At 70.2% G+C, this 23,850-nt stretch carries 21 protein-coding genes and 4 riboswitches; of the genes, 10 read left to right on the forward strand and 11 right to left on the reverse strand.

The features are described 5' to 3' along the window. The first annotated feature begins 77 nt into the window (after positions 1-77). Together OG746_RS23900 and OG746_RS23905 are read left to right on the forward strand one after the other, a co-directional pair. Positions 78-1,562: a glycosyltransferase gene (locus OG746_RS23900; protein ID WP_266719156.1), complete on the forward strand. Its 1,485-nt coding sequence runs from the start codon at positions 78-80 to the stop codon at positions 1,560-1,562. Positions 1,563-1,716: 154 nt separating this feature from the next. Next, positions 1,717-2,232, forward strand: coding sequence for a DinB family protein (locus OG746_RS23905; RefSeq protein ID WP_266717705.1), 516 nt, complete (start codon positions 1,717-1,719; stop codon positions 2,230-2,232). On the opposite strand, the gene OG746_RS23910 is transcribed toward OG746_RS23905, so the two are convergent. After that, positions 2,226-3,488, reverse strand: coding sequence for an amidohydrolase (locus tag OG746_RS23910; RefSeq protein WP_266717706.1), 1,263 nt, complete (start codon positions 3,486-3,488; stop codon positions 2,226-2,228). The genes OG746_RS23905 and OG746_RS23910 overlap by 7 nt on opposite strands. 161 nt (positions 3,489-3,649) lie before the next feature. Here OG746_RS23910 and OG746_RS23915 point away from each other — a divergent pair, with 161 nt between their 5' ends. Continuing rightward, complete coding sequence (locus tag OG746_RS23915; RefSeq protein ID WP_266717708.1) at positions 3,650-4,513, forward strand: alpha/beta fold hydrolase; 864 nt, start codon at positions 3,650-3,652, stop codon at positions 4,511-4,513. 11 nt (positions 4,514-4,524) lie between these two features. On the opposite strand, the gene OG746_RS23920 is transcribed toward OG746_RS23915, so the two are convergent. The 4 genes from OG746_RS23920 to OG746_RS23935 all read right to left on the reverse strand — a co-directional run bounded on the left by OG746_RS23920 (position 4,525) and on the right by OG746_RS23935 (position 8,334). After that, positions 4,525-5,211 (reverse strand): haloacid dehalogenase type II, encoded by a 687-nt coding sequence (locus OG746_RS23920; RefSeq protein ID WP_266717710.1) that lies wholly within the window; start codon positions 5,209-5,211, stop codon positions 4,525-4,527. Between the two features lie 131 nt (positions 5,212-5,342). Continuing rightward, positions 5,343-6,134, reverse strand: coding sequence for an ABC transporter ATP-binding protein (locus tag OG746_RS23925; protein ID WP_266717711.1), 792 nt, complete (start codon positions 6,132-6,134; stop codon positions 5,343-5,345). After that, a complete protein-coding gene (locus OG746_RS23930) occupies positions 6,131-7,198 on the reverse strand; it encodes a FecCD family ABC transporter permease (RefSeq protein WP_266717713.1) in 1,068 nt (355 codons plus the stop codon). Before OG746_RS23930 ends, OG746_RS23925 begins: the two co-directional genes overlap by 4 nt. An 80-nt stretch (positions 7,199-7,278) precedes the next feature. Beyond that, positions 7,279-8,334 carry an ABC transporter substrate-binding protein gene (locus OG746_RS23935; protein ID WP_524540444.1) on the reverse strand — a complete coding sequence of 352 codons (1,056 nt, stop codon included), beginning with the start codon at positions 8,332-8,334 and terminating at the stop codon, positions 7,279-7,281. Between the two features lie 30 nt (positions 8,335-8,364). Next, positions 8,365-8,506, reverse strand: a riboswitch (cobalamin riboswitch). Between the two features lie 98 nt (positions 8,507-8,604). Here OG746_RS23935 and OG746_RS23940 point away from each other — a divergent pair. Together OG746_RS23940 and OG746_RS23945 are read left to right on the forward strand one after the other, a co-directional pair. Next, a complete protein-coding gene (locus tag OG746_RS23940; protein WP_266717717.1) occupies positions 8,605-9,309 on the forward strand; it encodes a hypothetical protein in 705 nt (234 codons plus the stop codon). A gap of 169 nt (positions 9,310-9,478) precedes the next feature. Beyond that, positions 9,479-10,942, forward strand: a complete 1,464-nt coding sequence (locus OG746_RS23945; protein WP_266717719.1) for a PepSY-associated TM helix domain-containing protein — start codon at positions 9,479-9,481, stop codon at positions 10,940-10,942. 73 nt (positions 10,943-11,015) lie between these two features. Here the strand turns inward: OG746_RS23945 and metE are convergent, their stop codons facing one another. Next, positions 11,016-13,349 carry a 5-methyltetrahydropteroyltriglutamate--homocysteine S-methyltransferase gene (gene metE / locus OG746_RS23950; protein ID WP_266717721.1) on the reverse strand — a complete coding sequence of 778 codons (2,334 nt, stop codon included), beginning with the start codon at positions 13,347-13,349 and terminating at the stop codon, positions 11,016-11,018. A 165-nt stretch (positions 13,350-13,514) separates the two neighbouring features. After that, positions 13,515-13,738, reverse strand: a riboswitch (cobalamin riboswitch). A 94-nt stretch (positions 13,739-13,832) separates the two neighbouring features. After that, a riboswitch (cobalamin riboswitch) is annotated at positions 13,833-13,955 on the forward strand. Between the two features lie 61 nt (positions 13,956-14,016). Here metE and OG746_RS23955 point away from each other — a divergent pair. The 3 genes from OG746_RS23955 to OG746_RS23965 all read left to right on the forward strand — a co-directional run bounded on the left by OG746_RS23955 (position 14,017) and on the right by OG746_RS23965 (position 16,471). Next, positions 14,017-14,403, forward strand: coding sequence for a (2Fe-2S) ferredoxin domain-containing protein (locus OG746_RS23955; protein WP_266717722.1), 387 nt, complete (start codon positions 14,017-14,019; stop codon positions 14,401-14,403). Then, positions 14,400-15,080, forward strand: a complete 681-nt coding sequence (locus tag OG746_RS23960) for a (2Fe-2S)-binding protein (RefSeq protein WP_266717724.1) — start codon at positions 14,400-14,402, stop codon at positions 15,078-15,080. Before OG746_RS23955 ends, OG746_RS23960 begins: the two co-directional genes overlap by 4 nt. Positions 15,081-15,280: 200 nt before the next feature. Further along, positions 15,281-16,471 carry an amidohydrolase family protein gene (locus tag OG746_RS23965; RefSeq protein WP_266717726.1) on the forward strand — a complete coding sequence of 397 codons (1,191 nt, stop codon included), beginning with the start codon at positions 15,281-15,283 and terminating at the stop codon, positions 16,469-16,471. Between the two features lie 212 nt (positions 16,472-16,683). Here OG746_RS23965 and OG746_RS23970 read toward each other — a convergent pair whose 3' ends face one another. After that, complete coding sequence (locus tag OG746_RS23970) at positions 16,684-16,974, reverse strand: hypothetical protein (RefSeq protein ID WP_266717728.1); 291 nt, start codon at positions 16,972-16,974, stop codon at positions 16,684-16,686. 91 nt (positions 16,975-17,065) lie between these two features. Continuing rightward, a riboswitch (ZMP/ZTP riboswitch) is annotated at positions 17,066-17,151 on the forward strand. 22 nt (positions 17,152-17,173) lie between these two features. Between OG746_RS23970 and OG746_RS23975 the strand changes: the two genes are divergently transcribed. Next, positions 17,174-18,043 carry a bifunctional 5,10-methylenetetrahydrofolate dehydrogenase/5,10-methenyltetrahydrofolate cyclohydrolase gene (locus OG746_RS23975; RefSeq protein WP_266717730.1) on the forward strand — a complete coding sequence of 290 codons (870 nt, stop codon included), beginning with the start codon at positions 17,174-17,176 and terminating at the stop codon, positions 18,041-18,043. A gap of 5 nt (positions 18,044-18,048) precedes the next feature. Here OG746_RS23975 and OG746_RS23980 read toward each other — a convergent pair whose 3' ends face one another. The 4 genes from OG746_RS23980 to OG746_RS23995 all read right to left on the reverse strand — a co-directional run bounded on the left by OG746_RS23980 (position 18,049) and on the right by OG746_RS23995 (position 22,478). Further along, on the reverse strand, positions 18,049-18,822 hold the full coding sequence (locus tag OG746_RS23980; protein WP_266717731.1) for a haloacid dehalogenase type II: 774 nt from the start codon (positions 18,820-18,822) through the stop codon (positions 18,049-18,051). A 131-nt stretch (positions 18,823-18,953) separates the two neighbouring features. Then, on the reverse strand, positions 18,954-20,468 hold the full coding sequence (locus tag OG746_RS23985; RefSeq protein ID WP_266717732.1) for a sulfatase family protein: 1,515 nt from the start codon (positions 20,466-20,468) through the stop codon (positions 18,954-18,956). Between the two features lie 31 nt (positions 20,469-20,499). Continuing rightward, positions 20,500-21,936, reverse strand: coding sequence for a sugar porter family MFS transporter (locus OG746_RS23990; RefSeq protein ID WP_266717734.1), 1,437 nt, complete (start codon positions 21,934-21,936; stop codon positions 20,500-20,502). Positions 21,937-22,085: 149 nt separating this feature from the next. Continuing rightward, a complete protein-coding gene (locus OG746_RS23995) occupies positions 22,086-22,478 on the reverse strand; it encodes a BadF/BadG/BcrA/BcrD ATPase family protein (protein ID WP_323179690.1) in 393 nt (130 codons plus the stop codon). A 319-nt stretch (positions 22,479-22,797) separates the two neighbouring features. Here OG746_RS23995 and OG746_RS24000 point away from each other — a divergent pair, with 319 nt between their 5' ends. Then, positions 22,798-23,808 carry a MurR/RpiR family transcriptional regulator gene (locus tag OG746_RS24000; protein WP_266717735.1) on the forward strand — a complete coding sequence of 337 codons (1,011 nt, stop codon included), beginning with the start codon at positions 22,798-22,800 and terminating at the stop codon, positions 23,806-23,808. Positions 23,809-23,850: the final 42 nt, after the last annotated feature.

Genomic DNA, 23,850 nt, shown 5'->3' on the forward strand with positions numbered 1-23,850 from the left:
TACCGTTGTCCTGACCTGATGCGTCATGGTGGTGGCCGTAGTCGCAAATGCTGGACTCACACCTGCCGGAGTGGCGAATGGAAGCGTGTCAGATCTCAGTTGTTGTGCCGTGCTTCAATGAGGAAGAAGTGATCAACACATTTCACTGTGCGTTGATGGAAGTCCTGGAAGGGACGGGGCGCTCCTTCGAGATCTGTTACGTCGACGACGGGAGCCGCGACAGCACCCGTGCCCAACTCCGCGCCCTGGCCGCCGAGGACAAGCGCGTTCGTTATACGTCCTTCAGCCGGAATTTCGGCAAGGAAGCGGCCATGCTCGCGGGGCTGCGCATGTCCCGCGGCGCGGCCGTGGCCCTGATGGACGCCGACCTGCAGCACCCTCCCGGGCTTCTGTACCGGATGCTGGAACTGCGCCGGCACGGCTATGACCAGGTAGTCGCCCGCCGGGACCGCTCCGGCGAGGGGCTGCTGCGCAGGACCGTCAGTTCGGCGTACTACCAGGCCATGGGGCGCTGCATGGACGTGGATGTCGTCGACGGCGAGGGGGACTTCCGGCTGCTGTCGCGCCGCGCGGTCGACGCGGTTCTCGCCCTTCCGGAGGCCAACCGGTTCTCGAAAGGAATCTTTTCCTGGATCGGATTCGAGACCGTCAGTTTTACCTATCAGAATGTCAACCGCGCCGCGGGTCGGTCGAAATGGGGCGGCCGGCGCCTCCTCAACTACGGGATCGACGGCCTGATCTCCTTCAACAGTCGTCCGCTGCGGCTGGTCATCTACGTGGGGTTGGGGCTCGCTTTCGCGGCGTTCGCCTATGCGCTCTGGATCGCCGCCAATGTCATCAGGCACGGAGTGGACGTCCCCGGATTCGCCACGCTACTGATCGCCATTGTGGCCCTTGGTGGAATCCAACTCGCCACGCTCGGCGTCATCGGTGAATACGTCGGCCGGATCTACAGCGAGACAAAACGCCGCCCGCCCTATGTGGTGCGAGAGACCGAGGAGAACCCGCGCCGGGTCGGTACAGTGCCCGCCCCCGGCACCGAGCCTTCGCTCACCGTGGACGCGATCGTGCGGCCGGCGGCGCCGGTTCGGTCAACGGCCGGTCTGCGCACCTTGCGGCAGTTCCTCGTCTTCGGACTGATCGGGATCGTCAACACCGCCGTGTACATGGCTGTGTACGTGTCGCTGAACCGTTGGATCCCCTACCTGATCGCGCACGTCATCGGCTTCATGGTCAGCGTCGTCGGTTCGTTCCTGCTGAACAGCTACGTCACCTGCCGCACGAGGCCGACCTGGCAGGGATTCATCCGCTTCCCCTTGTCGAGCCTCGTGAACATGGTGTTCAGCGGAGCGCTCCTCTACCTCGGCGTGCACTCCCTGGGGACGGAGAAGAACCTCACGGCGCTGGCCGCGGGCGTACTGGCCACGCCGCTGTCGTTCGTGATCGCCCGCTGGGCCATCGACTCCGGCGCCGCACAGACCCCGCAGCCGGAGCCCAACCGGGCGCCACCGGCGAACAGTTCGCCGGACCTGCTGAGGCAGAAGGAGCATCAGAGTCTGTGACGCCGAAAGGGGTTCCTCGGCCGCCGACTGCCGAGGAACCCCTCTTTGGGACAGCGCCGAGAGACCAGTAGGTGTTACATGCACGCGGTGCTCACCCGCCCCCCGCCGAAAACCCGCAGACATCGGGGGACCGGGCACGCTAGCGTCCGTGGGCATGGCCCCTTCACTCGAACGCCCTCCTTTCCAGGCCGACGAGCGCACGGCGCTCATCGGATGGCTGGACCTCCAGCGGCAGATCCTGCGGTGGAAGTGCGAAGGACTGAGCGAGGAGGACGCGCGCCGCAGCGTCGTCCCGACCTCGCCTGCGATGACGATGGCCGGTCTCATCAGCCATATGCGCTGGGTCGAACACACCTGGCTGGAGGTGTTGTTCCTCGGCGGCGACGAGTCGGTGAACCCGTCCTTCGGTGAGTCGGACGAGGATGACGACTGGCGCACCGACGGTGTCCCCCTCCAGCAACTGCTGGTCGACTACGAGTCCCAGTGCGCCCGTAGCAACGAGATCGTGGCCACGGCCTCCCTCGACGACACCGGCCGCCACCCCAAGTACGGCGACGGCAAGATCGACCTCCGCTGGATGCTCATCCACCTCATCGAGGAGACCGGTCGGCACGCAGGCCACGCGGACATCGTGCGGGAACTGATCGACGGGTCGAAGGGGTACTACTGACCGTCCCTGGTGCCCAGCCAGGTCAGCGCGGCGACGGTGAGCGCCTCCACGCCGGTGCTCAGGGTCGGCTCGATCTCGGGGGCGAAGTGCGGGGAGTGGTTGGCCGGCAGGTCGTCGAGCGTGCCGTCCCGCAGTGCGGCCACGACGGTCTCGGTGTCGAGGCCGCCCCAGAACCAGAAGACGGTCGGCACTCCGATCGCATCGCCGAACACACCCACGTCCTCGCTGGCGTTGACCGGCGGCATGGGGATGATGCGCTGGTCACCGAAGTGGCCGGCGAACGCGGCCAGCGTGGTGGCGGTGGCATCCGGGTCGCTGACGAGGGCGGGGACGCTCCCGGTCCAGTCGAGGTCGGGTTCGCGCGTGGCACCTCCGGCCACGGCCTCGGCCCGGACGACGCGCTCGGTCGCCGAGCGGAGGAGATCGCGGGTGGACGCAGTGGTGGAGCGGATGTTGATGCCCAGCTCCGCGTCGTCGGGAATGATGTTGTCCTTGGTGCCGGCCTGCATGCGGCCCACCGTGACGACCGCCGTCTCGGACGGAGGCACCTCGCGGGCGACGACACCTTGCAACCGGGTCACCACATGGGCGGCCATCAGGACCGGGTCGATGGCGGCCTCCGGGCGCGAGCCGTGCCCGCCGCGACCGTGCAGGGTGACATCGAGGGAGTCCGAAGCGGCCATCACCGGACCGCTGCCGTGACCGATGAACCCGGCGGGCAGCGGCCCCACATGCTGGCCCAGCACGACCTCAGGCGTTGGAAAGCGCTCGAACAGCCCGTCGTCGACCATGCCGCGGGCGCCGCACCCGAGCTCCTCCGCGGGCTGGAAGACCAGCAGCAGCGTGCCGCTCCACTGCTCACGCGCGCCGACCAGCAGGGTCGCCGCCCCGGCCAGACAGGTCGCGTGCATGTCGTGCCCGCACGCGTGCATCACCGGCACGTCCTTGCCCTCGCGGTCCACCGCGCGGGCGACGCTGGCGTAGGGCAGCCCGGTCTTCTCCTCCACCGGCAGCGCGTCGAAGTCGGCGCGCAGCATGACCACGGGTCCTTCGCCGTTGCGGACCACCCCGACCACGCCGGTCGTGCCGACGTGTTCGACGACCTCGTCGACACCGGCGGCCCGCAGACGCCCCGCGAGCAGCTCGGCCGAGCGCGTCTCCTGAAGTGACAGCTCCGGGTGTTCGTGCAGGTCCCGGTAGAGATCGGCCAGGTCGCCCCGAATCTTCTCGAGCCCTGCGACAACCGCGTGAGTCATGATCCAACCTCTCTGCTCCGTATGGTCGGTTCAGTGTCACCTACAGGGACGGCGGGAGAGCGAGCCGCCGGGCCGTGTCGCCGCGTGCACCTGCCGCCGCCCGTCTCGCGAGCGGCGAAAATGAGTGGACCGTTCCCGACGGGCCGTGCGACGGTCCTGCCATGCCGAGCGAGTTCGAGTCACCCGAGTCCTTCTTCGGGCCTGTTGCATCAATCGAGTCCATGGACGGTACGGCGATCGCCTACCGGCAGTTCGGCTCAGGGCCGCCGGTGGTCATGGTGCACTGCTCCGGCGGCGGGCTGCACTCCTGGGAGCCGGTGGCCGAACTCCTCGCGGACCGCTACGAGGTGTGGACGCCCGTGCGCCGCGGCTACGCCCCGAGCGGACCGGGCCGCTCACCCAAGAGCTTCGCCGACGAAGTGGCGGATCTCGGCGCACTCATCACCAAGATCGGCCGCCCCGTGCACGTGGTCGGCATGTCCTACGGCGCCAACGTCGCCCTGCACGCGGCGGTGGCCGGCCTGCCGGTTCGCTCACTGGTGCTGTGGGAGCCGCCGTTGTTCGCGGTGGGCGACGAACTGGCCTCCGTACTCGAGGAGTTCCAGGAGTTGACCGCGAAGGACGAGCGGCGGCGCGCCGACCGGCTGCTCGCCGAGAAGGTGGCCCGCATCCCGGCCGCACTCCTGGACATGATGGACGCGGGCGACTCCGACGACACAGAGCCGGGCACTGAACGAGACACCGAACGCGACGCCGAGCCCGACGAGGCGCCCGGCTGGTGCCGCGACCTCGAATCGCTGATCGCCGACTCGGCGGACGTGGAGCGCTGGTCCGATGTCACCGTCCCGACCCTGCTGATGCGGGGCGCCGACACCTGGCAGCCGATGCCGCAGACCCTCGACCGGCTCGCGACGGCCCTGCCTCAGGTCACGTACACGACGCTCCCCGGCCAGATGCACTTCGCGCCGTCACTCGTCCCCGACGTCGTGGCGGCGCAGATCGCCGACTTCCTGCCGCACACCTGAGTTCCGGCCGCTCACGCCCCGATCCGAGCGGCGAGCCCGGCCAGATCGTCGGCGTACAGGTCGAACCGGTCCGAGGAGGCGGGTGGGTCACCGACGGGACGGGAGATGTAGGCGGTGCGCAGGCCGAGAGCCTGCGCCGCGCGCAGGTCCCAGGCGTGGGTGGCGACCATCAGGAGCCGCTCCGGCGGTCGTCCTGAGACGGCGACGGCCAGCCGGTAGACCGCCGGGTCCGGCTTGTAGGACCGGGCGTCCTCGGCGGACAGCGCCTGGTGCCAGCGCAGTCCGGCGTGGGCGTTGAGGCCGAGGAGCGCCGTCCGGCTCGCGTTGGACAGCCCGATCAGCGGGTACCGCTCGGCGAGCCGGGCGAGCCCCGCCACCGTGTCCGGCCACGGCGGGAGCCTGCGCCCCGCCAGGGCCAACTCCGCCACCGCGGCCGGATCCTCGACCCCGGCGGCATCGGCGACGAGCCGGGCGGCCTCCAGATCGAGGGCATCGCTCGCGAGGTAGGGCCGCCCGCCGTCGAGTACGCGCTGCTGCTCGCGCTCGATGTGCTGTTGCCACAGCGCCAAGAGCTTCTCGACGTCGGTGTCGTCGAGTGCTGGGGCGAGTCGACGAATGCCGGCGCGGATTCCGGCGGGCTCGTCGACGAGCGTGCCCAGCACGTCGAACACGAGGGCGTCGATCTGTGGCTCTGACATGAGATCCGACATGGGCGAGGGTCTCCCGGACGAAGCAGGGGCGAGGTACCGGCTATTGACCGAACGCCGCCGGCAACCCCCTGGATTCCCGAATCGCACGGTCTGTCCTCCGGACTGCCCTACGAACCGCCCTATCGAGGGCCTCCTTCGTCATTCGGCAGATACGTCACCTGCGGCCGACGCGTACGCGGGTGGACGGCGACCTCGGCCGTCACCTCGTAGACCTCGGCGAGGAGCCGTGGTGTGAGCACGTCGCGCGGTGGGCCCGAGGCGACGACCTCGCCGGCGCGGAGTACGTACAGGCGGTCGCAGTAGTGGGCGGCCAGGTTGAGGTCGTGGAGGGCCACCAGGACCGTGGTGGGCAGGCGGCGCAGGGCCGAGAGGATCTCCAACTGGTGGCGGATGTCGAGGTGGTTGGTGGGTTCGTCCAGGACGAGAAGGGACGGCTGCTGGGCGAGGGCCCGGGCGATGAGGACGCGTTGGCGTTCGCCGCCGGAGAGGTGGTCGAAGGGGCGGTGGGCGAGGTCGGCGGCGTCGACGGAGGCGAGCGCCGCTTCGATCAGGTCGGCGTCCTCGGCCGTGTCGCCCGCCAGCAGGCGCTTGTGCGGGGCGCGCCCCATCGCGACGACCTCGCCCACCGTCAGGTCCACGTCGGCTCCGGCGTCCTGCACGACGGCGGCGACGGTTCGGGCCAGTTGGCGCACGGGCAGCGACCACGCGTCGGCGCCGTCCACACGTACCGTCCCCGCGTCCGGGCGCAGTACGCGGTACACGGCCCGCAGCAGCGTGGACTTGCCGCTGCCGTTGGGGCCGACGAGGCCGATCGTCTCGCCCGGGCGGGCGGTCAGCGAGACGTCGTCGACGAGCCGCCGGGCGCCCGCGGTGAGGGTGACACCCTCGACGTCGAGATCGGCCGCCGTCATCCGACACCTCCCGCGTTCCTGCGCCGGGCGTCCCGTCGCATCAGCCACAGGAAGAACGGGCCGCCGCACAGCGCCGTCAGCACACCGACCGGGATCTCCATGGGCGCGGCGACCGTCCGCGCCGCGATGTCCGCCCATACGAGGAACACCGCCCCGCCAAGGGCGGCCGTCGGCAGCACGCGCCGGTGGTCGCCGCCGACGAGCAGGCGCACGATGTGCGGCAGCATCAGGCCGACGAAGCCGATCGGCCCGGCCGCCGCGACCAGCACACCGGTGACGAGCGAGACCAGAATGAACATGCGGGCACGGAAGCGGGCCACGTCCAGGCCCATCGTCGTGGCGGCCTCTTCGCCCGCGAGCAGCAGGTTCAGGTTCGGCGCCTGCACCATGAGGACGCCGATCCCGAGGAGCAGGGCAAGACCCGGCAGCCACAGCGAGTTCCAGGACACCCCGCCAAGTCCGCCCAGCGTCCAGGCGAGGACCGTACGTGCCTCGTTGCCGCGGTCCGTGGTGAGCAGCAGCAGGTTGAGCAGCGCGCTGAGGATCGACGCGACCGCCACACCGGACAGGATCAGGCGACTGGACGTGATGCGGCCGCCGGTGCGCGCGGTGGCGTAGACGAGGACGAGCGCGCCGAGCGCACCCGCGAACGCCGCCGCCGACAGTGACATCGCCCCGAACACACCGACCCCGAACACGAGGACCGCGACCGCGCCGAGCGAGGCGCCGGAGGAGACACCGAGAAGGTACGGCTCGGCGAGCGGATTGCGTACCAGCGCCTGCAGAGCGGTGCCGACGACCGCGAGTCCGGCGCCTGTCATCGCGCCGAGCAGGACACGCGGCGCCCGCACGTCGAGCACGATCGTCTCCCGCGCCCGCGACCAGTCCGCGTCACCCCACCAGTCGGCGCCGAGCGCGTGCGTCACGATGCCCCACACCTCACCGGGCGGCACATGCACCGAGCCGATGGCGAGTCCGGCCGTGAGGGAGACGACGAGCAGCACGGTGAGTAGGACCAGGGTGGCGGTGAGTCTCGCCCCCTGCCCAATGTGCCGTTGCCGCACGCCAGTTGGCTGCTTGTCCGCTGTTTGCTTGTCGCCTGGTTGTTTGTCGACCGGTTGCTTGTCACCCACGACGGACGCCGTCACTTGAAGCTCTCCGGGTGCAGTCCGCGCGCCAGACCCTCCACCGCGTACGCCGACCGGACACCGACCAGCGTCGCGGTCAACGGCAGTACGACGAACCGCTTGTGCTTGATGGCGGGTACGTCCGCGAGCGCGGGCTGCGAGAGCAGGTACTGCTTCTTCTGCTCCACGCTCTTGTCGCCCGCGTAGTCGTAGATCGCGATGACCTCGGGCCCGCGGTCGACCACCTGCTCCCAGGAGACGTCGCCGAACACGTCGTCCAGGTCGGCGAAGACATTGCGGCCGCCGGCCTGGTGGATGAGCTGCGTGCCCAGGCTCTTGCCGCCCGCGGTGAAGGCGGACTTGTCGCCGCTGTCGTACACGAACACGGGGACGTCCGGCTCGTCCCGGACGGCGGCGCTCGCCTTCTCGACCCGGCCGCGGAGGTCGGAGACGAGGGCGTCGGCGCGGTCGGGGACCCCGAAGATCTTGCCGATGGTGCGTATCTCGGCGTAGGTGTCCCGCATGGTCACGTTCTTCTCGCCGCAGTACTCGCGGTTGAGGTACGTGTCGATGCCCGCGTCGGCGAACGCCTTTCGGGAGCGGCCCTCCTTCTCGTCGAACGCGCTGGAGTAGCCGCCGTAGACGAAGTCGGGTTCGGCTTCGAGGACCTTCTCGAACGAGGGCGCCCTCGCGGACAGCTTCGGAACCGACCCGTAGTCCTTGCGCAGGCTCGGCAGGACGGCGGAGTCGGGGAACGCCGTGCCGACCATGCGGTCCTTCAGGCCGAGCGAGAGCATGAGTTCGGCGGGGTGCTGATGGATGGTCACCACGCGCGACGGCGGCTTCGCGTACGTCGTCCTGACGCCGCAGTTGTCGATGGTGACTGGAAAGCCCTTGGTGATGGACGACTGCGGGCCACCGGCGCGCTCGGCGGCCGACCCGGACGGGCCGCAGCCGGCGGCGAGCACCGTCGCCGACAGCGCGGCGACGGTGGCCCCGACGCGCACGACGAAACGCCGTCGTCGCACCCGGGGGAGGGAAAGGGAATGGGGACGGCATGGACCGTCGTACACGTGAAGCCTCCTACGGAGTCCGCGCTCCTCGGAATAAGCCCGCGACGGGTCAGTGACCTGACTCCCGGGCAGTGCTGGCTCGCGCTGCCCGGTCACAGTGGCGGGACCGTGCCGGATTCGCACCGGCTTCCTGTCTCCCGTCGCGGCGATGACCTGGCGATAGTACGCAGTGGTGGGCGAAAGGCAAAGGTGAAGCAAAAGCGGGCGAACGGTGGGGGAGTTGACCACCTGCCGGTGATCACCGGTCGGCGGATGCCAAGATGGGCCGCCATGACTACAGGCTGGGATGCCCGCGCCGGACGGGCCGCGGTGTTCGCGGCCGTCTGCGTGCTGCTCACAGCGCTCGCGCACACGCTGATGTCCGGTGACACCGTGCCTTGGTGGGCGCCCGCCGCCGGCCTCGTGGTCATCGGTGGAGCGGCCTGTGTGCCGGCCGGGCGTGAGCGTGGACTCCTGCCGGTCGTGGGTCTTACCGTGGCCGCGCAGGCGGTACTTCACGTCTTCTTCTCGGGGGCGCAGGTCCTCGCGCACCCGGCGGCGTCGGGCGGTTCTGTCGCCGGCCGGTGGCTGGACCAGGTGCTGTGCCGTGTGCCCACGGCGTCCATGCCGGCCGACCCCATGGGCGGCATGAGCGGCATGCATGGCATGGCCGGCATGGCAGACATGCCCGAGATGGAGTCGCACGGTCATGACATGGGCGGCATGTCACCGTCCGGCATGCTCGTGGCCCACCTGCTGGCCGCCGTGCTGAGCGGGCTGTGGCTCGCGTACGGCGAGCAGGCCGCGTTCCGCATCGCGAGGTCCGTCGTCGGTCGGCTCGTCGCGCCCTTGAGGCTCCCGTTCCGCCTTCCGACTCCGCCGCACCGGCCGCGTGTCCAGATCCGACGCATGCGGCGCCACCGCCCGCTCCGTGACCTCCTCCTCGCGGACACGATCACCTCCAGGGGCCCGCCCGCAGGGGACGCTGTCGCCTGACGACAGCCGGTTCACCCGAGGCTGCGCCGCACCCTCGGGCATCCGGCCGTGCGCACACCCCGAGCGGGCCCGCGCGGTCGAGTCCCCATGCAACGCACCGGATCCGGATGTGCCCAGGGCCGAGCGGCCCGCGCCCGGACTCCGTGCTGCCCGAAACTGGAGGACCACGTTGTCCCTCACCTCCGAAACCTCCGACACCTCTGAACCGCGCCCTGCGGAAGAGAGCCGGCACGCACCGCCGTCGCCGCCCGCCGACCGTTCGACCTGGGCCTCGCTGCGCCCACTGGTGCTGCGACTGCACTTCTACGCCGGGGTGTTCGTCGCCCCGTTCCTGTTCGTCGCCGCGGTCACGGGCCTGCTCTACGCGGGCTCGTTCCAGGCCGAGAAGATCGTGTACGCCCATGAGCTGAACGTTCCCGTGGGCAAGTCCGAGCTGCCGATCGCCGATCAGGTCGCCGCCGCCCGCAAGGCTCATCCGGAAGGAGACGTCAGCGCCGTACGGCCTTCCCCGGAAGCCGGGTCGACGACACGAGTCATGCTCTCCGGTGTCGCCGGAGTCGACGCCGATTACACGCTCGCGGTGTTCGTGAACCCGTACAACGGGGAGGTGCGCGGCGCCCTCGAACAGTACGGTTCGACGGGCGCGCTGCCGCTGCGCACCTGGATCGACGAGCTCCACCGCGACCTCCACCTCGGCCAAGTCGGCCGCCTTTACAGCGAGTTCGCGGCGAGCTGGATGTGGGTGATCGCGGGCGGTGGCCTCGTCCTCTGGTTCTCCCGGCGCCGCTCCCGGCGCGCGATCCGCGGCGCGACCGGCCGCAGGCGCACCCTGTCGCTGCACGGATCGGTGGGTGTCTGGGCGGCGCTCGGCCTCTTCTTCCTGTCCGCGACGGGCCTGACCTGGTCAACGTACGCAGGGGCGAACATCACCGACCTGCGTGCCGCGCTAGGCCAGACGACTCCGACCGTCTCCGCGACCGTGACCCCAGGCGGTGAACACGCCGGCCACGACATGGCCGGTATGGAGGGCATGGAAGGCATGGACATGGGCGGGGCCGGCGCCGAGAAGGGTGGTGGCGACGTCGGCCTGAACGCGGTGCTGAAGGCGGCCCGCGCCGAAGGCCTCTCGAACCCCGTGGAGATCGTCCCGCCCGCCGACTCCTCCTCGGCGTACGTCGTCCAGCAGATCCAGCGGAGCTGGCCGGAGAAGCAGGACGTCGTCGCCGTCGACCCGGCGAGCGGCGAGGTCACGGACGAGGTGCGGTTCGCGGACTACCCGGTGCTCGCCAAGCTGTCCCGCTGGGGCATCGACCTGCACACCGGCAACCTGTTCGGCCTCGTCAACCAGATCGCCCTCGCCGCCCTCGCCCTGGCGGTGGTGCTCCTCATCGTGTGGGGGTACCGCATGTGGTGGCAGCGCGGGCGCGGCTCCGCCTTCGGCCGGCCCGTCCCGCGCGGTGCCTGGCAGCACGTGCCGCCGTACGTCCTGGTTCCGTTGATGGTGGTGATCGCGCTGCTCGGCTACTTCGTGCCGCTGCTCGGCATCCCGCTCGCCGCGTTCATGCTCTGCGACATCGCGCTCGGCGAGATCGCGTACCGGCGGGGGAAGCGCACGTACGCGCCGACCGCCTGATGTAGGAGGCCGGTGCGCGCCCTGCCCCTGGTGCCGATGCAGGCACCAGGGGCAGGGGCCGTGGAGCCGCGCGTCAGGACGCCGTCCTCCCGAGCTCCTCACGGACCGTGCGTGCGGCGGCGACGAGGTGTTCCAGGGAGGCGCGGGTCTCCGGCCAGCCGCGGGTCTTCAGCCCGCAGTCCGGGTTGACCCACAGCCGCTCGGCGGGGATGGCCTCAAGTCCCGTACGCAGCAGGGCGGCTGCCTCGTCGACGCTCGGAACGCGCGGCGAGTGGATGTCGTACACGCCAGGACCGGCTTCGCGCGGGTAGCCGTGAGCGGCGAGCTCGTGGGCGACCTGCATGTGGGAGCGGGCGGCCTCCAGGCTGATGACGTCGGCGTCGAGGTCGTCGATGGCCTGCACGATATCGCCGAACTCGGCGTAGCACATGTGCGTGTGGATCTGCGTGTCCGGCCGGACGCCGCTGGTGGTGAGGCGGAACGCCTCGGTGGCCCAGGCGAGGTAGGCCGCGTGGTCGGTGGCGCGCAACGGGAGGGTCTCGCGCAGCGCGGGTTCGTCGACCTGGATGACCGAAGTGCCGTTCATCTCCAGGTCGTTGACCTCGTCGCGCAGGGCGAGGGCCACCTGCCGGGCGGTGTCGCCCAGTGGCTGGTCGTCGCGGACGAAGGACCAGGCGAGCATGGTGACAGGACCGGTGAGCATGCCCTTGACGGGGCGGTCGGAGAGCGACTGGGCGTACGTCGTCCAGCGCACGGTCATCGGTTCGGGGCGGGAGATGTCACCCGCGAGGACCGGCGGGCGGACGTAGCGGGTGCCGTAGGACTGGACCCAGCCGTGCTGGGTCGCCAGGTAGCCGTTGAGCTGCTCGGCGAAGTACTGGACCATGTCGTTGCGCTCGGGCTCGCCGTGCACGAGCACGTCGATGCCGGCCTTCTCCTGGAAGGAGACGACCTCACGGATCTCGTTCCTGATGCGGTCCTCGTACCCTGTGGTGTCGATGCGACCGGCCCTCAAGTCGGCGCGGGCGGAGCGGAGTTCGCCGGTCTGCGGGAACGAGCCGATGGTCGTGGTCGGCAGCAGCGGCAGGTTCAGGAGGGCGCGCTGGGCGGCGGTCCGCTCGGCGTACGGCTGCGAGCGGCGCCCGTCGCTCTCGGTGACGGCGGCGGCGCGGCTCCGCACCGCCGGATCGCGCGTGATGGGTGAGGTGGCGCGGGAGCTCAACGCGGCGCGGTTGGCCGCGAGTTCGGCCGCGACCACGCCGGTTCCCCGGGTCAGGCCCTTGGCGAGAGTGGCGACCTCGGTGGTCTTCTGGCGGGCGAAGGCGAGCCAGCGCCGGATCTGCGGCTCGATGTCCCGCTCCACGGACGCGTCCAGGGGGACGTGCAGCAGCGAGCAGGAAGCGGCCACGTCGACGCGCTCGGCGAGCCCGAGCAGGGTGCCGAGCGTGGCGAGGGACCGCTCCAGGTCGTTGACCCAGACGTTGCGGCCGTCCACCACACCGGCGACGAGACGCTTGCCGGGCAGGCCGCCGACGGCGGCGAGTTCGTCGAGGTTGGCGGCGGCGGAGCCGGTGAAGTCGAGGGCGAGGCCGTCGACGGGAGCCTTGGCGAGCACCGGCAGGGCCTCGCCGAGCCGGTCGAAGTACGAGGCGACCAGGAGCTTCGGTCGGTCGACGAGGGCGCCGAGGTCACGGTAGGCGCGGGCGGCGGCGTTCAACTCGGCCGGGGTGCGGTCCTGGACCAGCGCGGGCTCGTCGAGCTGCACCCAGGCGGCCCCCGAGGCGCGCAGGTCGGTGAGGACCTCGGCGTAGACGGGCAGCAGCCGGTCCAGCAGGGTGAGCGGATCGAAGTCGTCGGCCACGCCCGGAGCGGGCTTCGACAGCAGGAGATAGGTGACCGGTCCGACCAGCACAGGACGGCCGTCCAGACCGAGAGCGAGGGCTTCTCGCAGCTCTGCGACCTGCTTGCCGGAATCGGCGGAGAACACCGTGTCCGGCCCCAACTCCGGGACCAGATAGTGGTAGTTGGTGTCGAACCACTTGGTCATCTCCAGCGGAGCGACATCCTGGGTGCCGCGGGCCATGGCGAAATACCCGTCCAGGGCGTCCGCCGCGACGGCGGCCCGGTGGCGCTCGGGCACCGCCCCGACCATCACGGTCGTGTCCAGGACGTGGTCGTAGTACGAGAAGTCGCCCGTCGGCACCTCGTCGATGCCGGACGCGGCCAGGTCCTGCCAGGCGGTGCGGCGCAGTTCGGCGGCGGTGGAGCGGAGGGCGTCGGCGTCGACGCGGCCCTTCCAGTAGCCCTCGATCGCCTTCTTCAGTTCCCGGTTCGGGCCCTGGCGGGGGTAGCCGTACACGGTGGCCCGTGCGGCTGCGGTCTTTGTGGTCGCGGTCCTGGTGGTCACGGAAATCTCCTTCGAGAGACGTATCCCTGAGATCCCGGAGGACTTCTGCGGCATGAAGGAGTGACACCACCGTGGCGGCGACCGCGCGCCGCGAGGCACGGGCTTCCGCCGGTATGTGTACGCCGACCCGCCCTCGAGGTCACCGAGATCTCCGCGCACGAGTCGTCCGTGCACGGGCAGTCGGCAGGTCTTCGGACTCGCGGGCACGCCCACCCGAAAGGGCGGACACCTAATGACCGTCGCTTCCCGAACCCCTCTTCCGGAGTCCAGTGCGTATGACGGCGGTCGTTCCCACTCACCGCTGCGGGGCAGTCCCGGATTCCCACCGGGTTCCCTCTTACGACGCCCCGTCTGGCGGGCGGGGCGAACCAGCTGCGTCGTTCACCCTACGGGTCCGCGCCCGGAAGACGCCACAACGTCCGCCCCCGCAGGCCGTCCCGCGCCGGATGGCATGATGGCCCCGAACACGGGCGACGGCGGCCCGAGGAAACCGGTGCGAATCCGGTGCGGTACCGCCACTGTGATCGGCGAGCGGATCCCGGAGAGCCACTGCCCCGCGAGGGTGGGAAGGCCGGGACGAGCACGGACCCGAGAGCCAGGAGACTCACGCCGTCGCCTCCTCGAAGCAACCCGGGGCGGAACTCCCCGGCGAGAGGGAGGAAACGGCATGCCCGAACGGCTCGCCGAAGTACCGGCACCCGCGGCGGACCGGGCGGTTCCGTGCCGCGTGGTGGTGTGCCGCGACTGCTGTTGCGGAACGGTCAAGGTCACAGGGGATCACGCGGCGCAGACGGCGCGACTGCGCGAGATCGCGCCGACGCGGATCTCCGAGTGCCTGGACGTCTGCGAACAGGCCAACGTCATCGTCGTACAGCCCTCTGCCGCCGGGCGGGCGGCCGGAGCGCGGCCGGTGTGGCTCGGTCTGGTCAACGACCGTGACGCCACCGAGGACATAGCGGACTGGGTGCGGGCCGGCGGACCGGGTGTGGCGCCCCGCCCCGAGATCCTGGACCTCTACCTCATCGACGCGCCGGGCAGGGCCAAGACCTCATGAAGTCGACCGACGTGACGCCGGAACAGGTCACCGAGGCGCTGCGCGACGTGTCGAGAATCGGCGGATTCTTCGCCCTCGACACGGACCCGACGCAGCCGTCCGACGCCGACGCACGGCTCGCGCGCGCCGGATTCGCCGAACGCGCCCAGGCGGTCAACGACCGCTACAACACGCCCGAACCCCGCATCGGCGCCTCCATCGCACACCTGGGCCTGGCGGCCCGCCTTTGGTCACCGGTCCTCGCCTGCACGCTCGTCCACGGGATCGTGCCGACGATGACCACGGTGGAGTGGTCGGGCGAGGGCTCGGCTCTCCGGCTGCCCCGGCCCGAGGGCCGACGCGCGGCAGAGTTCCCGTCACTCGCCGACGCGGTCCACTCGGAGGTGGACGGCGTCCTGGAGGCGGTCGAGAGCGGCTTCACCACCAAGGTGGCGCCGCGCCTGCTGGCCGGCAATTCCGCGTCGGCGCTCGTCGGATCGGCGGCGCAACTGCTGGGGTCCCGGCCCGAGTTGCGCACGGATCTCACGCGCCTGACGCACGAACTGCTGGAGACGGGCCGACTGCGGGGCACGGGCCGGATCACCGGAGCCGATCTGGCGTTCCGGCGGCGCAGCTGCTGCCTCTTCTACCGAGCTCCGGGTGGCGGCAAGTGCGGAGACTGCTGTTTGGCGCGCTGATGGGGCGGCGATGGTGCGGCGATGACGACAGGACACTCAAGACACACAAAACACATCAGCGCCGGGGGCCCGGCATCCACCAACTCCTCGCTCTGTCTGATGTCCTGTCTGATGTTCTGCCTCCAGTGCCTCCAGTGCCTCCAGTGCCTCCAGTGCCTCCAGTAGCCGACGTCCTCGCATGCGAAAGAGAGCCGCGCCTCATGTTGATCACCGCCGCGCAAGTACTGGCCGGACCCGATCGTGACGCTGTCGCCGACGGCGCGGTGCTCGTACGCGAGGGCGTCATCGCCTGCGTCGGCCCGCGCGAGGAGGTCGAGCGCCAGGCGCGGCCCGACGATCCTCGGCTCGCCTTTCCTGCCGGGACCGTGCTCCCGGGCCTGATCGATGCCCACGTGCACCTCTGTTTCGACGCGGGCCCCGACCCCGTCGCCACGCTCCAGGAGCAGGGCGACGAGGCGCTGTTCGCCGCCATGGCCGGTCGAGCGCAGCAGCTGCTGAACGTCGGCGTCACGACGGTCCGTGATCTCGGTGACCGGGGCGGCCTCGCGGTGCGTCTCGCCCGGGACATCAGGGAGGGCTCGGTCGTCGGCCCGCGTGTCGTCCCGGCGACGACGCCGGTCACTCCGCCCGGTGGCCATTGCTGGTTCCTCGGCGGTGAGGTCTCCGGCCCCGATGAAGTCCGGCGCCTGGTGCGGCGCAACGTGGAGGCGGGCGCCGAGGTCATCAAGGTCATGGAGACCGGCGGCGGGCTCACCAAGGGTGGGGCCAAGAGTTGGGAGACCCAGCTCTCCGAGGAGGAGTTGGCGGCGCTCGTCGACGAGGCACACCGCGCCGGACTGCCGGTCGCCGCGCACGCGCACGGCGCGGACGGTATCGCCGCAGCGGCCGCGGCGGGGGTCGACAGCATCGAGCACTGCACGTGGATGACGGCCGACGGATTCGAGGTCCGCCAGGACGTGCTCGACCAGATCGTCCACCGGAACATCTACGTCTGCCCCACGATCAGCCCGAACTGGCGGATGCTGCCGAAGTTCTTCGGCGCCGAGCGTGCCGAGGCCATGTTCGACGCGGTGCGTCGGATGGCCGAGGCCGGTGCGCGCCTGATCGCGGGCACCGACGCGGGCGTCCAGCGCGCCGGGTTCGACGGCCTGCCCGCCAGCCTCACGTTCTACGAGCACCTGGGCCTGCCCAACGACCGCATCCTCGCGATGGCCACGACGGAAGCCGCTCGCGCGCTGGGCCTGAACGAGACGACCGGCCAGCTCACTCCCGGCTACAGCGCGGACATCCTCGTGGTGGCGGGCGACCCGCTCGCAGAGCTTGGGGCGCTGCGGTCCGTGGAGACGGTGATCGCGGCGGGCCGACTGCACGGGCCGAGAGACAACGCGTAGCGGGGGAGGCGGAGTTGTTCAGTCCCCGGGGCCCTCGCACGGGTCGTCGCCGGAGGCCAGTGGCCGGGTGTCAGCCGCCAGGCAGGAGGAATACACGCGCGTCGGCGTGGGCTGTGGCTCAGGTCCTGATGTGGCATTCATTGCGACGGCCAACCCGACGCCGGCGGCGACAAGCATGACCAGGACGGCGACCAGCATGACGAAGCGGATCGTCATTCACCGCCGAAGTGGTCGCGGAGCGCCTCGTGGCAGTCGTCCTCGCCGGAGCTCCGGACGCGCGAGAACGCCACCACCCCGTCCTTCCTGCCGTCCTCCTCGTTCTTGGCCAACTGCCTCTCGATGCCCGCGATCAGCTCGGCGCACCGGGCGCTGACGGGCTTCTCGGGTTGCGGGTCTGGCTCCGAGGAGGCGTTGATGCCGAAGGTGACGGCGAGGCCGGCCGCGCACAGCACCGCCCACGTGACAACCCACGCGCGGCGGCTCGTCGGTATGAGTCTCGGCACCCCGGCATCCTACGAGCGTTTCGGCGGACTTTCACCGAATCGGATCTTCTCGTCGGCGCGCTCCGTGCGGCTGCGGTGTCCATTACAGTTCCTCGTGGGCCGTGACTGGCGCTGAGGTGGAGTACCACCGGGGAGCGGTCCGACAAGATGTCGTTGCCGTGCGCCTGGGCGAGTGGTCAGCAACGCCTGGAGGGCAACGATGTCCGAGACTCGCACGGCTCACCTCATGGACGGCTCCGGCCTCGCCAATCGGATCGTCGCGGAGACCGCCGCCAGGGCGGCGGAGATCACCGGACGTACGGGGGGCAGTCCCTGTCTGGCGACGGTACTGGTGGGCGAGGACCCCGCGTCCGCCACCTACGTCCGCATGAAGCGGGCACGGTGCGCGAAGGCAGGCATCACCTCCCGGCACATCGGCCTGCCCGCCACCACCACGACCGCCGGACTGGTGCGCACCCTCACGGAGTTGTCCGGCGATCCGGACGTGCACGGCATCCTGCTGCAGCACCCTTGCGGCCCGCACATCGACGAGCGAGCCGCGTTCGAGGTCATCGCGCCGGAGAAGGACGTCGACGGGGTCACGATGCATTCCTTCGCCGCGATGAGCTTCGCGCGGCCCGGCTTCGTGTCGTGCACGCCGGGCGGAATCATGCGGTTGCTCGAGGCGTACAACGTCGAACTCGCCGGCAAGCGGGCCGTGGTGGTGGGACGCAGCGCGATTCTCGGCAAGCCGGTCGGGATGCTCCTGCTCGCAAAGGACGCGACGGTGACCTACTGCCACTCCCGCACCACCGACCTGTCGGCGATCCTGAGGGAAGCGGACATCGTGGTGGCAGCCGTGGGGCGGCCCCGGCTGATCCACGGTGCGGACATCAAACCGGGTGCGGTCGTGATCGACGCCGGCTACAACCCCGGCAACGTCGGCGACGTGGACCATGACACCGCCCTCACCCGAGCCGGTCTGATCACCCCGGTTCCCGGTGGCGTCGGGCCGATGACCATCGCGGTGTTGCTCGAGCAGACAGTGAAGGCCGCCGCGGACCAGCTCGGAACGCCGCACCACATGTGAGACCGCTATTCGCGCCCCCAGAACGGCGCGAGGTGCCGGTCCGCGGACCAGGGCCTGTCACCCACCAGCGTCGCCAACTGGACCAGGTCTCCCGCCACCAGGTCCCAGTCCGCGTCGGGTGTCACGTCCTTCGTCTGCGTGGGTCCGTACTCGGTCGGCCGGGCGACGAAGGCGGTCCGAAGGCCCGCGTCCCGCGCGGCGCGCAGGTCTTCGTTGTGTGCCGCCGCGAGCATGACCTGTTCGGGGCGCAGGCCCAGGAAGGCGGCGGCCCGTTCGTAGGCCTGGCGTTGGGGTTTGTACGCGCGGGTGATGTCGGAGGCGACGATCACGTCCCAGGGGAGGCCCGCGTGCTTGGCCAGGCGGGACAGGAGCGCGAGGTTGCCGTTCGACAGCGCTCCCGTCGTCACGCTCCGGGCCAGTCGTTCGAGACCGGGAACGGAATCGGCCCACGCCGGCAGCCGATGCCACGCCTCGTTGAGCCATCTCAACTCGGTCTCGTCGAACGCCGTCGGGTCGACGCCGTGCTCGCCCAGCACGGTCCGCAGGTTCTCCGCGTGGAGCACGTCGAGCGGCACGAATCCCCGTTGACCGGTGCGTACGGGTTCCATCGCCGGCTGGTAGAGCTCCCGCCAGCGCATGGCGAACGCTGTCCCGTCGAGTGTCAGGCCGTGCCGTGCGGCGAAGTCGTCGACGGCGGCCGCGACTCCGGTCCGCCAGTCGACGACCGTGCCGAAGGTGTCGAACAGCACGGCCTCGACCTGCTGAATTCGCCCATCCACTGGAAACGACCTTTCGTAGGCGGCGAGGACGGCCCGGTGCGGCGACGCGAAGGATCATGATGCCGCCGGAGCGTGGGCGGGGTAAATACATCAGGCGCCGCAGGCGATCCGGCGTATCCGTCGTGCTGCTCTCACGACACCACGGGGCGGCGCTGTGGCTGTGCGCCCGTGTCCGTGGGGTCGCGGTCGGTGCGGTCGAGGTCCGCCATGAAGTGCATCCAGCGGTAGAACATGTCGCCGCGGGCGCGGAGTTCCGTGTACAGCTTGTCGCTCAACTCCCGTCGCACGGTGCGATGGGCGGGGGAGGTGTACACGTTGAGCAGTTCGTGCGGGTCCTCTTCCAGGTCGTACAGCTCGTTGACGCTCTCGGGGTTCCAGACGAGCTTGTAGCGGTCGGTCCGGATCATGCGCTGCGGGTAGGGGAAGTGGTGTCCGTGGAACTCGGCAAGGATGTGCGGGCGCCAGTCCGACGGCTCCTCGCCGCGGATCAGCGGGAGCAGGCTCTGCCCGTCACCCGGGATGTCCGGAGTGATGCCGGCGAGTTCGCGGATGGTGGCGGTGAAGTCGATGAGCGAGGTGAACTGCCGGACCCGCGTGGGCTCCGTCCCCGGCACGCGGACGAGCCCGGGGATGCGGTAGATGTCCTCGTACATCGCGGGGCCCTTGTCGTTGAGGCGGTGGGCTCCGGTGAATTCGCCGTGGTCGGCGGTGAACATGATGGCCGTGCTGTCGTAGAGCCCGGCGTCGTCCAGAACGTCGAGCAGCCTGCCGATCTGGTCGTCGATCATCGTGACGTAACCCCAGTACACGGCGATCAGCTTGCGCCATTGGTCGGGGCTGAAGTGGTCGGCGGACCAGTAGTCCTTGTACCGCTCCTGCACCGCGGGCTTGCCCGCGAAGGTCTCCGCCATCGAGGCGGGGAGCACCACGTCCGCGGGGTCGTACATGTCGAAGTACTTGTCCGGCACCAGGTAGGGAAGGTGCGGGCCGAAGTACTGGCAGGCGAGGTAGAACGGCTTGCCGTCGGCCTGGTGGTCGGTGACGTAGCCGCGCAGGGTGTCGAGCGCCCTGTCGGTGAGGAACTGCTCGAAGGAGGCCTCCGTCGGCTGGTCGAGCCGGCCGGCGATGAGATGGCCGGGTGATCCGTCGGGCAGGACGCCGTGCGTGGCGTCCCTGACCTGTGGCTTCACTTGGCCCGTACGGTCCAGCCAGTCGAGGTAGCCCGGAAGGTTGGTGCCGTTGAGAGCGCCGGGCAGGTGCTCGGCGTCGTGTCCGTAGTACTCGGGTCCGCGGTCGCGCCCGACATGCCACTTGCCGACGTGTCCGACGTTGTAGCCGGCCGACCTGAGCTCACGGGACAGGATGGGGAGCCCGTCCGGCAGCTCTTCGCGGCCCCCGCTGTTCCACTCGTAGTTGGCGAGCAGCTGGTGCCGGAACGGGTGCAGGCCGGTGAGGAGGCTTGCGCGGGCGGGCGTGCAGATGGCGGTCGGGGTGTAGCAGCGGTCCAGCCTGGCTCCGTCGCCGGCGATCCGGTCGAGGTTCGGGGTGCGGACGACGTCGTTCCCGTAGCAGCCGAGGGTGTCGATCCGGTGCTGATCGGTCATCAGGAAGAGGATGTTGGGCTTGTCGGTCATGCGGTCGGTCATGCGGAGGTCTCTTTCACGTGCTGTCGGCCGGTCAGATGGTTTCGGGCTGTGGGGGAGCGGGGTGCTTCACCGGGGCGGGCTCGGGCCACTTGCCGCCGTTCTCCCAGTACTGCTTGATGCTCTCGAGTGGACGCCCCTTGGTCTCCGGCGCCAGCTTCCACATGAAGGCCCACGAGGCGAGGGTGATGACGACGAATCCGATGAAGACGACCTCGCCACCGACGGCGTTGAGGATCGTGAGGAAGAACTGCGCGATGAACAGGTTGATGCCGTAGTCGACGGTCAGCGTGATGGACGCGCCCGCCGCGCGCAGTGATCCCGGGAGGCTCTCCGAGGCGTACACCCAGATCAACGCGCCGAGACCCAGCCCGAATCCGGCCTGGAAGAGCACGAACCCGAGGATGGCCAGCACCTGCGTCGTGGTGGTCCGCACGCCGGTGACGTACGTGAGCGCGATCAGACCGTGCGCGACCGCCATGACCGCGAGGCCGGTCAGCATCAGTGGACGCCGTCCGATCCGGTCGACCCGGAGCGCCGAGAACGTGGTGGCGATCGCGGTGACCACCTGGATGGCCGCGGGGATCAGCAGGAGCGAGGTGTAGCCGCTGAACCCCATGGACTGCAGGATCAGAGGCTTGTAGTAGACGAGTGCGTTGATGCCGGTCAGCTTCATGATGGCGCCCAGACCCACCAGGAAGACAAGGGCCCGGAGATAGGGCGGACGCAGGAGTGTGCGCACGGTCTCACCGCGACGGCGGGGGCCCGCCTCCTGGGTGGCGAGCGTGGCTCGGAGGTCGGCGAGTGCCCGGACCGTGTCGACGTCACGGTCGAGCTTGCGCAGCGCTTCCTCCGCCTGGCGGTGCCGCCCCTTCATCACGTACCAGCGTGGTGTGTCCATGCGCGTGCACAGCACCCAGAAGACGGCGACCGCCGGAACGGCGGCCACGCCCAGAATCCATCGCCAGGACTCGGTGGGAGCCAGGAGGTACGCCACGGCGTAGGCCAGCATGATGCCGATGCAGTTGGCGAGTTGGTAGATGATGACCAGCCCGCCGCGGTTCGTGGCCGGTGAGGACTCGGCGACGTACACCGGTGCGGCGACGGTGGATATCCCGATGGCGACGCCGAGCAGGAGCCGGGACGCGTCCAGGACCAGCAGGTTCGGGGCCGCGGCGCAGGTGAGGGCGAAGACCGCGAAGCCGGCGGTGACGACCAGCATGCCGCCCCTGCGCCCGATCGCGTTGATGAGGCGGCCCGCGACCAGGGCGCCGATCAACTGGCCGACGCCGAGGATCGTCACGATCGAGGCGGCCTGGGCCATGGTGAGATCGAAGTCGCCGGGGAGGAACAGCAGCGCACCCGCGCTGGCGCCCACGTCGTAGCCGTAGATGACACCGACGGCGGCGGCGCTGCCGACGATGGCGAGGGGCGGCCTGCCCGCTCCTGTTGTCCGCTCCGGCGAACGCATGGGGAGTCTCACAACGAGCCTTTCTGTCCAGTGGGTTGGCGAAGCTCATGAACACGGGCGAGGTGATGTGTGGGGAGCGAGCGGAGACGCCGGCGGAAGCGAGCAGGGACGCCGACGGAACCGAACCGCTCCGATGCGGCTGGAGCGGCTCACACGGATGACAGGCCGACCCTGGTGACAAAGGCCTCGTGAGGGGCATCGCGCCGCGAGGCGAGCAGACGGGCCCCCTCAAGAGAACCGCCCAGCGGCTGTACGCGCGGCAGTTCGCGCCCGGATGCGAGCAGGAGGGTGTCGAACTCGGTCGGCAGTGCGCCCTCCAAGTGGGCGAGCCCTCCCGTCACCGTCACCGGCAGCGGCGATGTGTCACCGAGCCGGTGTGCCACGGCGATGACCGTCTCGCACCATGCGGTCGCGGCCTCGCGCAGGATGGCGTCCGCGACCGAGTCGCCCGCGGCGGCCGCCTTCGCGACGGCGGGCGCGAAGGCCGCGGTCGCCCGGGCGGTGTTGCCGCCCTGGTCCAGCGCGGCGGGCAGCTGTTCCAGCGGGCCAGGACGGCAGTCAGGGCGCTCACCTCACGGAGGCAGAAGGGAACCAGTGGATTACGTGCGTGTGCCGAGGCCAGGGAGCAGCTGGGGGTCGGTCGCTCCATGGATTCGTGAGGTCGAACAGCCGCGTGGCAAGGGCTGGTGGTGCCGGGCAGGACCTCGTCCGGACGGCCGGTGAAGGTCGTCGTGACGCGGGCCAGTATCGAAACGGCCAGCCGTCAATGTCAATAAGTTTCCGGGGAGTTCGTCTCGGGGTTACTTATTGACGTGTGCGAGGTTGCGCCTACGCTGGTCCCCACACACGGGGAGGCTTCACATGGGTCGTCCGACCACACGCACCGACTCGAACGAGAGTGCCGGAGAGCCGTCCGGAGACATCCTGGTGCGCATCCGCTCGGCGCTCCCCGCCCTCGCGCCCGCCGAACAGCGGGTGGCCGAAGCCATCATCGAAGACCCTGCCCAGGCCTCGCGTTGGAGCATCGGTGTGCTCGCGGACCGGGCCCGGACCTCGGTCACCACCGTGATGCGCTTCTGTCGGACCAACGGCCTGCGGAGCTACCCCGAATTGCGCCTCGCGCTCGCAGGGGCCGTCGCGTTGGAGAACGCGCAGAGCCAGCCGCGGACGCACAGTCACACCGACATCAGCGAGACGGACACCCTCGACGAGATCGCGGACAAGATCGTCTTCCATGAGGCGCGAGGGCTCGAAGAGACCCGTGCGCAACTCGACATCGACGTACTGAAACGCGTCGTCGAGGCCGTGGGCGGTGCCCGGCGCATCGACATCTTCGGCGTGGGGGCCAGTGGGTTCGTGGCGGCGGATCTCCATCAAAAGCTGCACCGGATCGGCCTGATGGCCTTCGTGTGGACGGACGCCCACGCCGCGCTGACCGCCACCGCGCTGCTTCGGCCGGGGGATGTCGCCCTGGGCATCTCGCACTCCGGCACCACGGCGGACACCCTCGACCCGCTGCAGGCGGCGGCCGAACGCGGGGCGACGACCGTGGCCCTGACGAACTTCCCGCGCTCGCCGCTGGCCGAAAGCGCCGATCTCGTACTCACCACGTCGGTCCGGGAGATGCCGCTGCGCTCAGGGGCGACCGTCAGCCGAACCGCCCAACTCGCCGTCGTGGACTGCCTCTTCGTGGGGGTGGCGCAGCGTTGCTACGACCACAGTGCGACCGCGCTGAACGACACCTTCAAGGCGATCCACCGTAGAAGCGTCCCGTACACGGCCGCTCGGCGCTCGACACCTGATGCTCCGTCCGTGCCGGCCCAGGACGCGTCGCCGCGTGGTGGGTCGGACCAGGGCGGGGTACCTGACTGACCGGCCCGGTCACCCCAACCTCTTGCCCGCGCCCCGCCCCGT

Origin of the sequence: Streptomyces sp. NBC_01016 (assembly GCF_026341035.1) — a bacterium.
GTDB lineage: Bacteria > Actinomycetota > Actinomycetes > Streptomycetales > Streptomycetaceae > Streptomyces.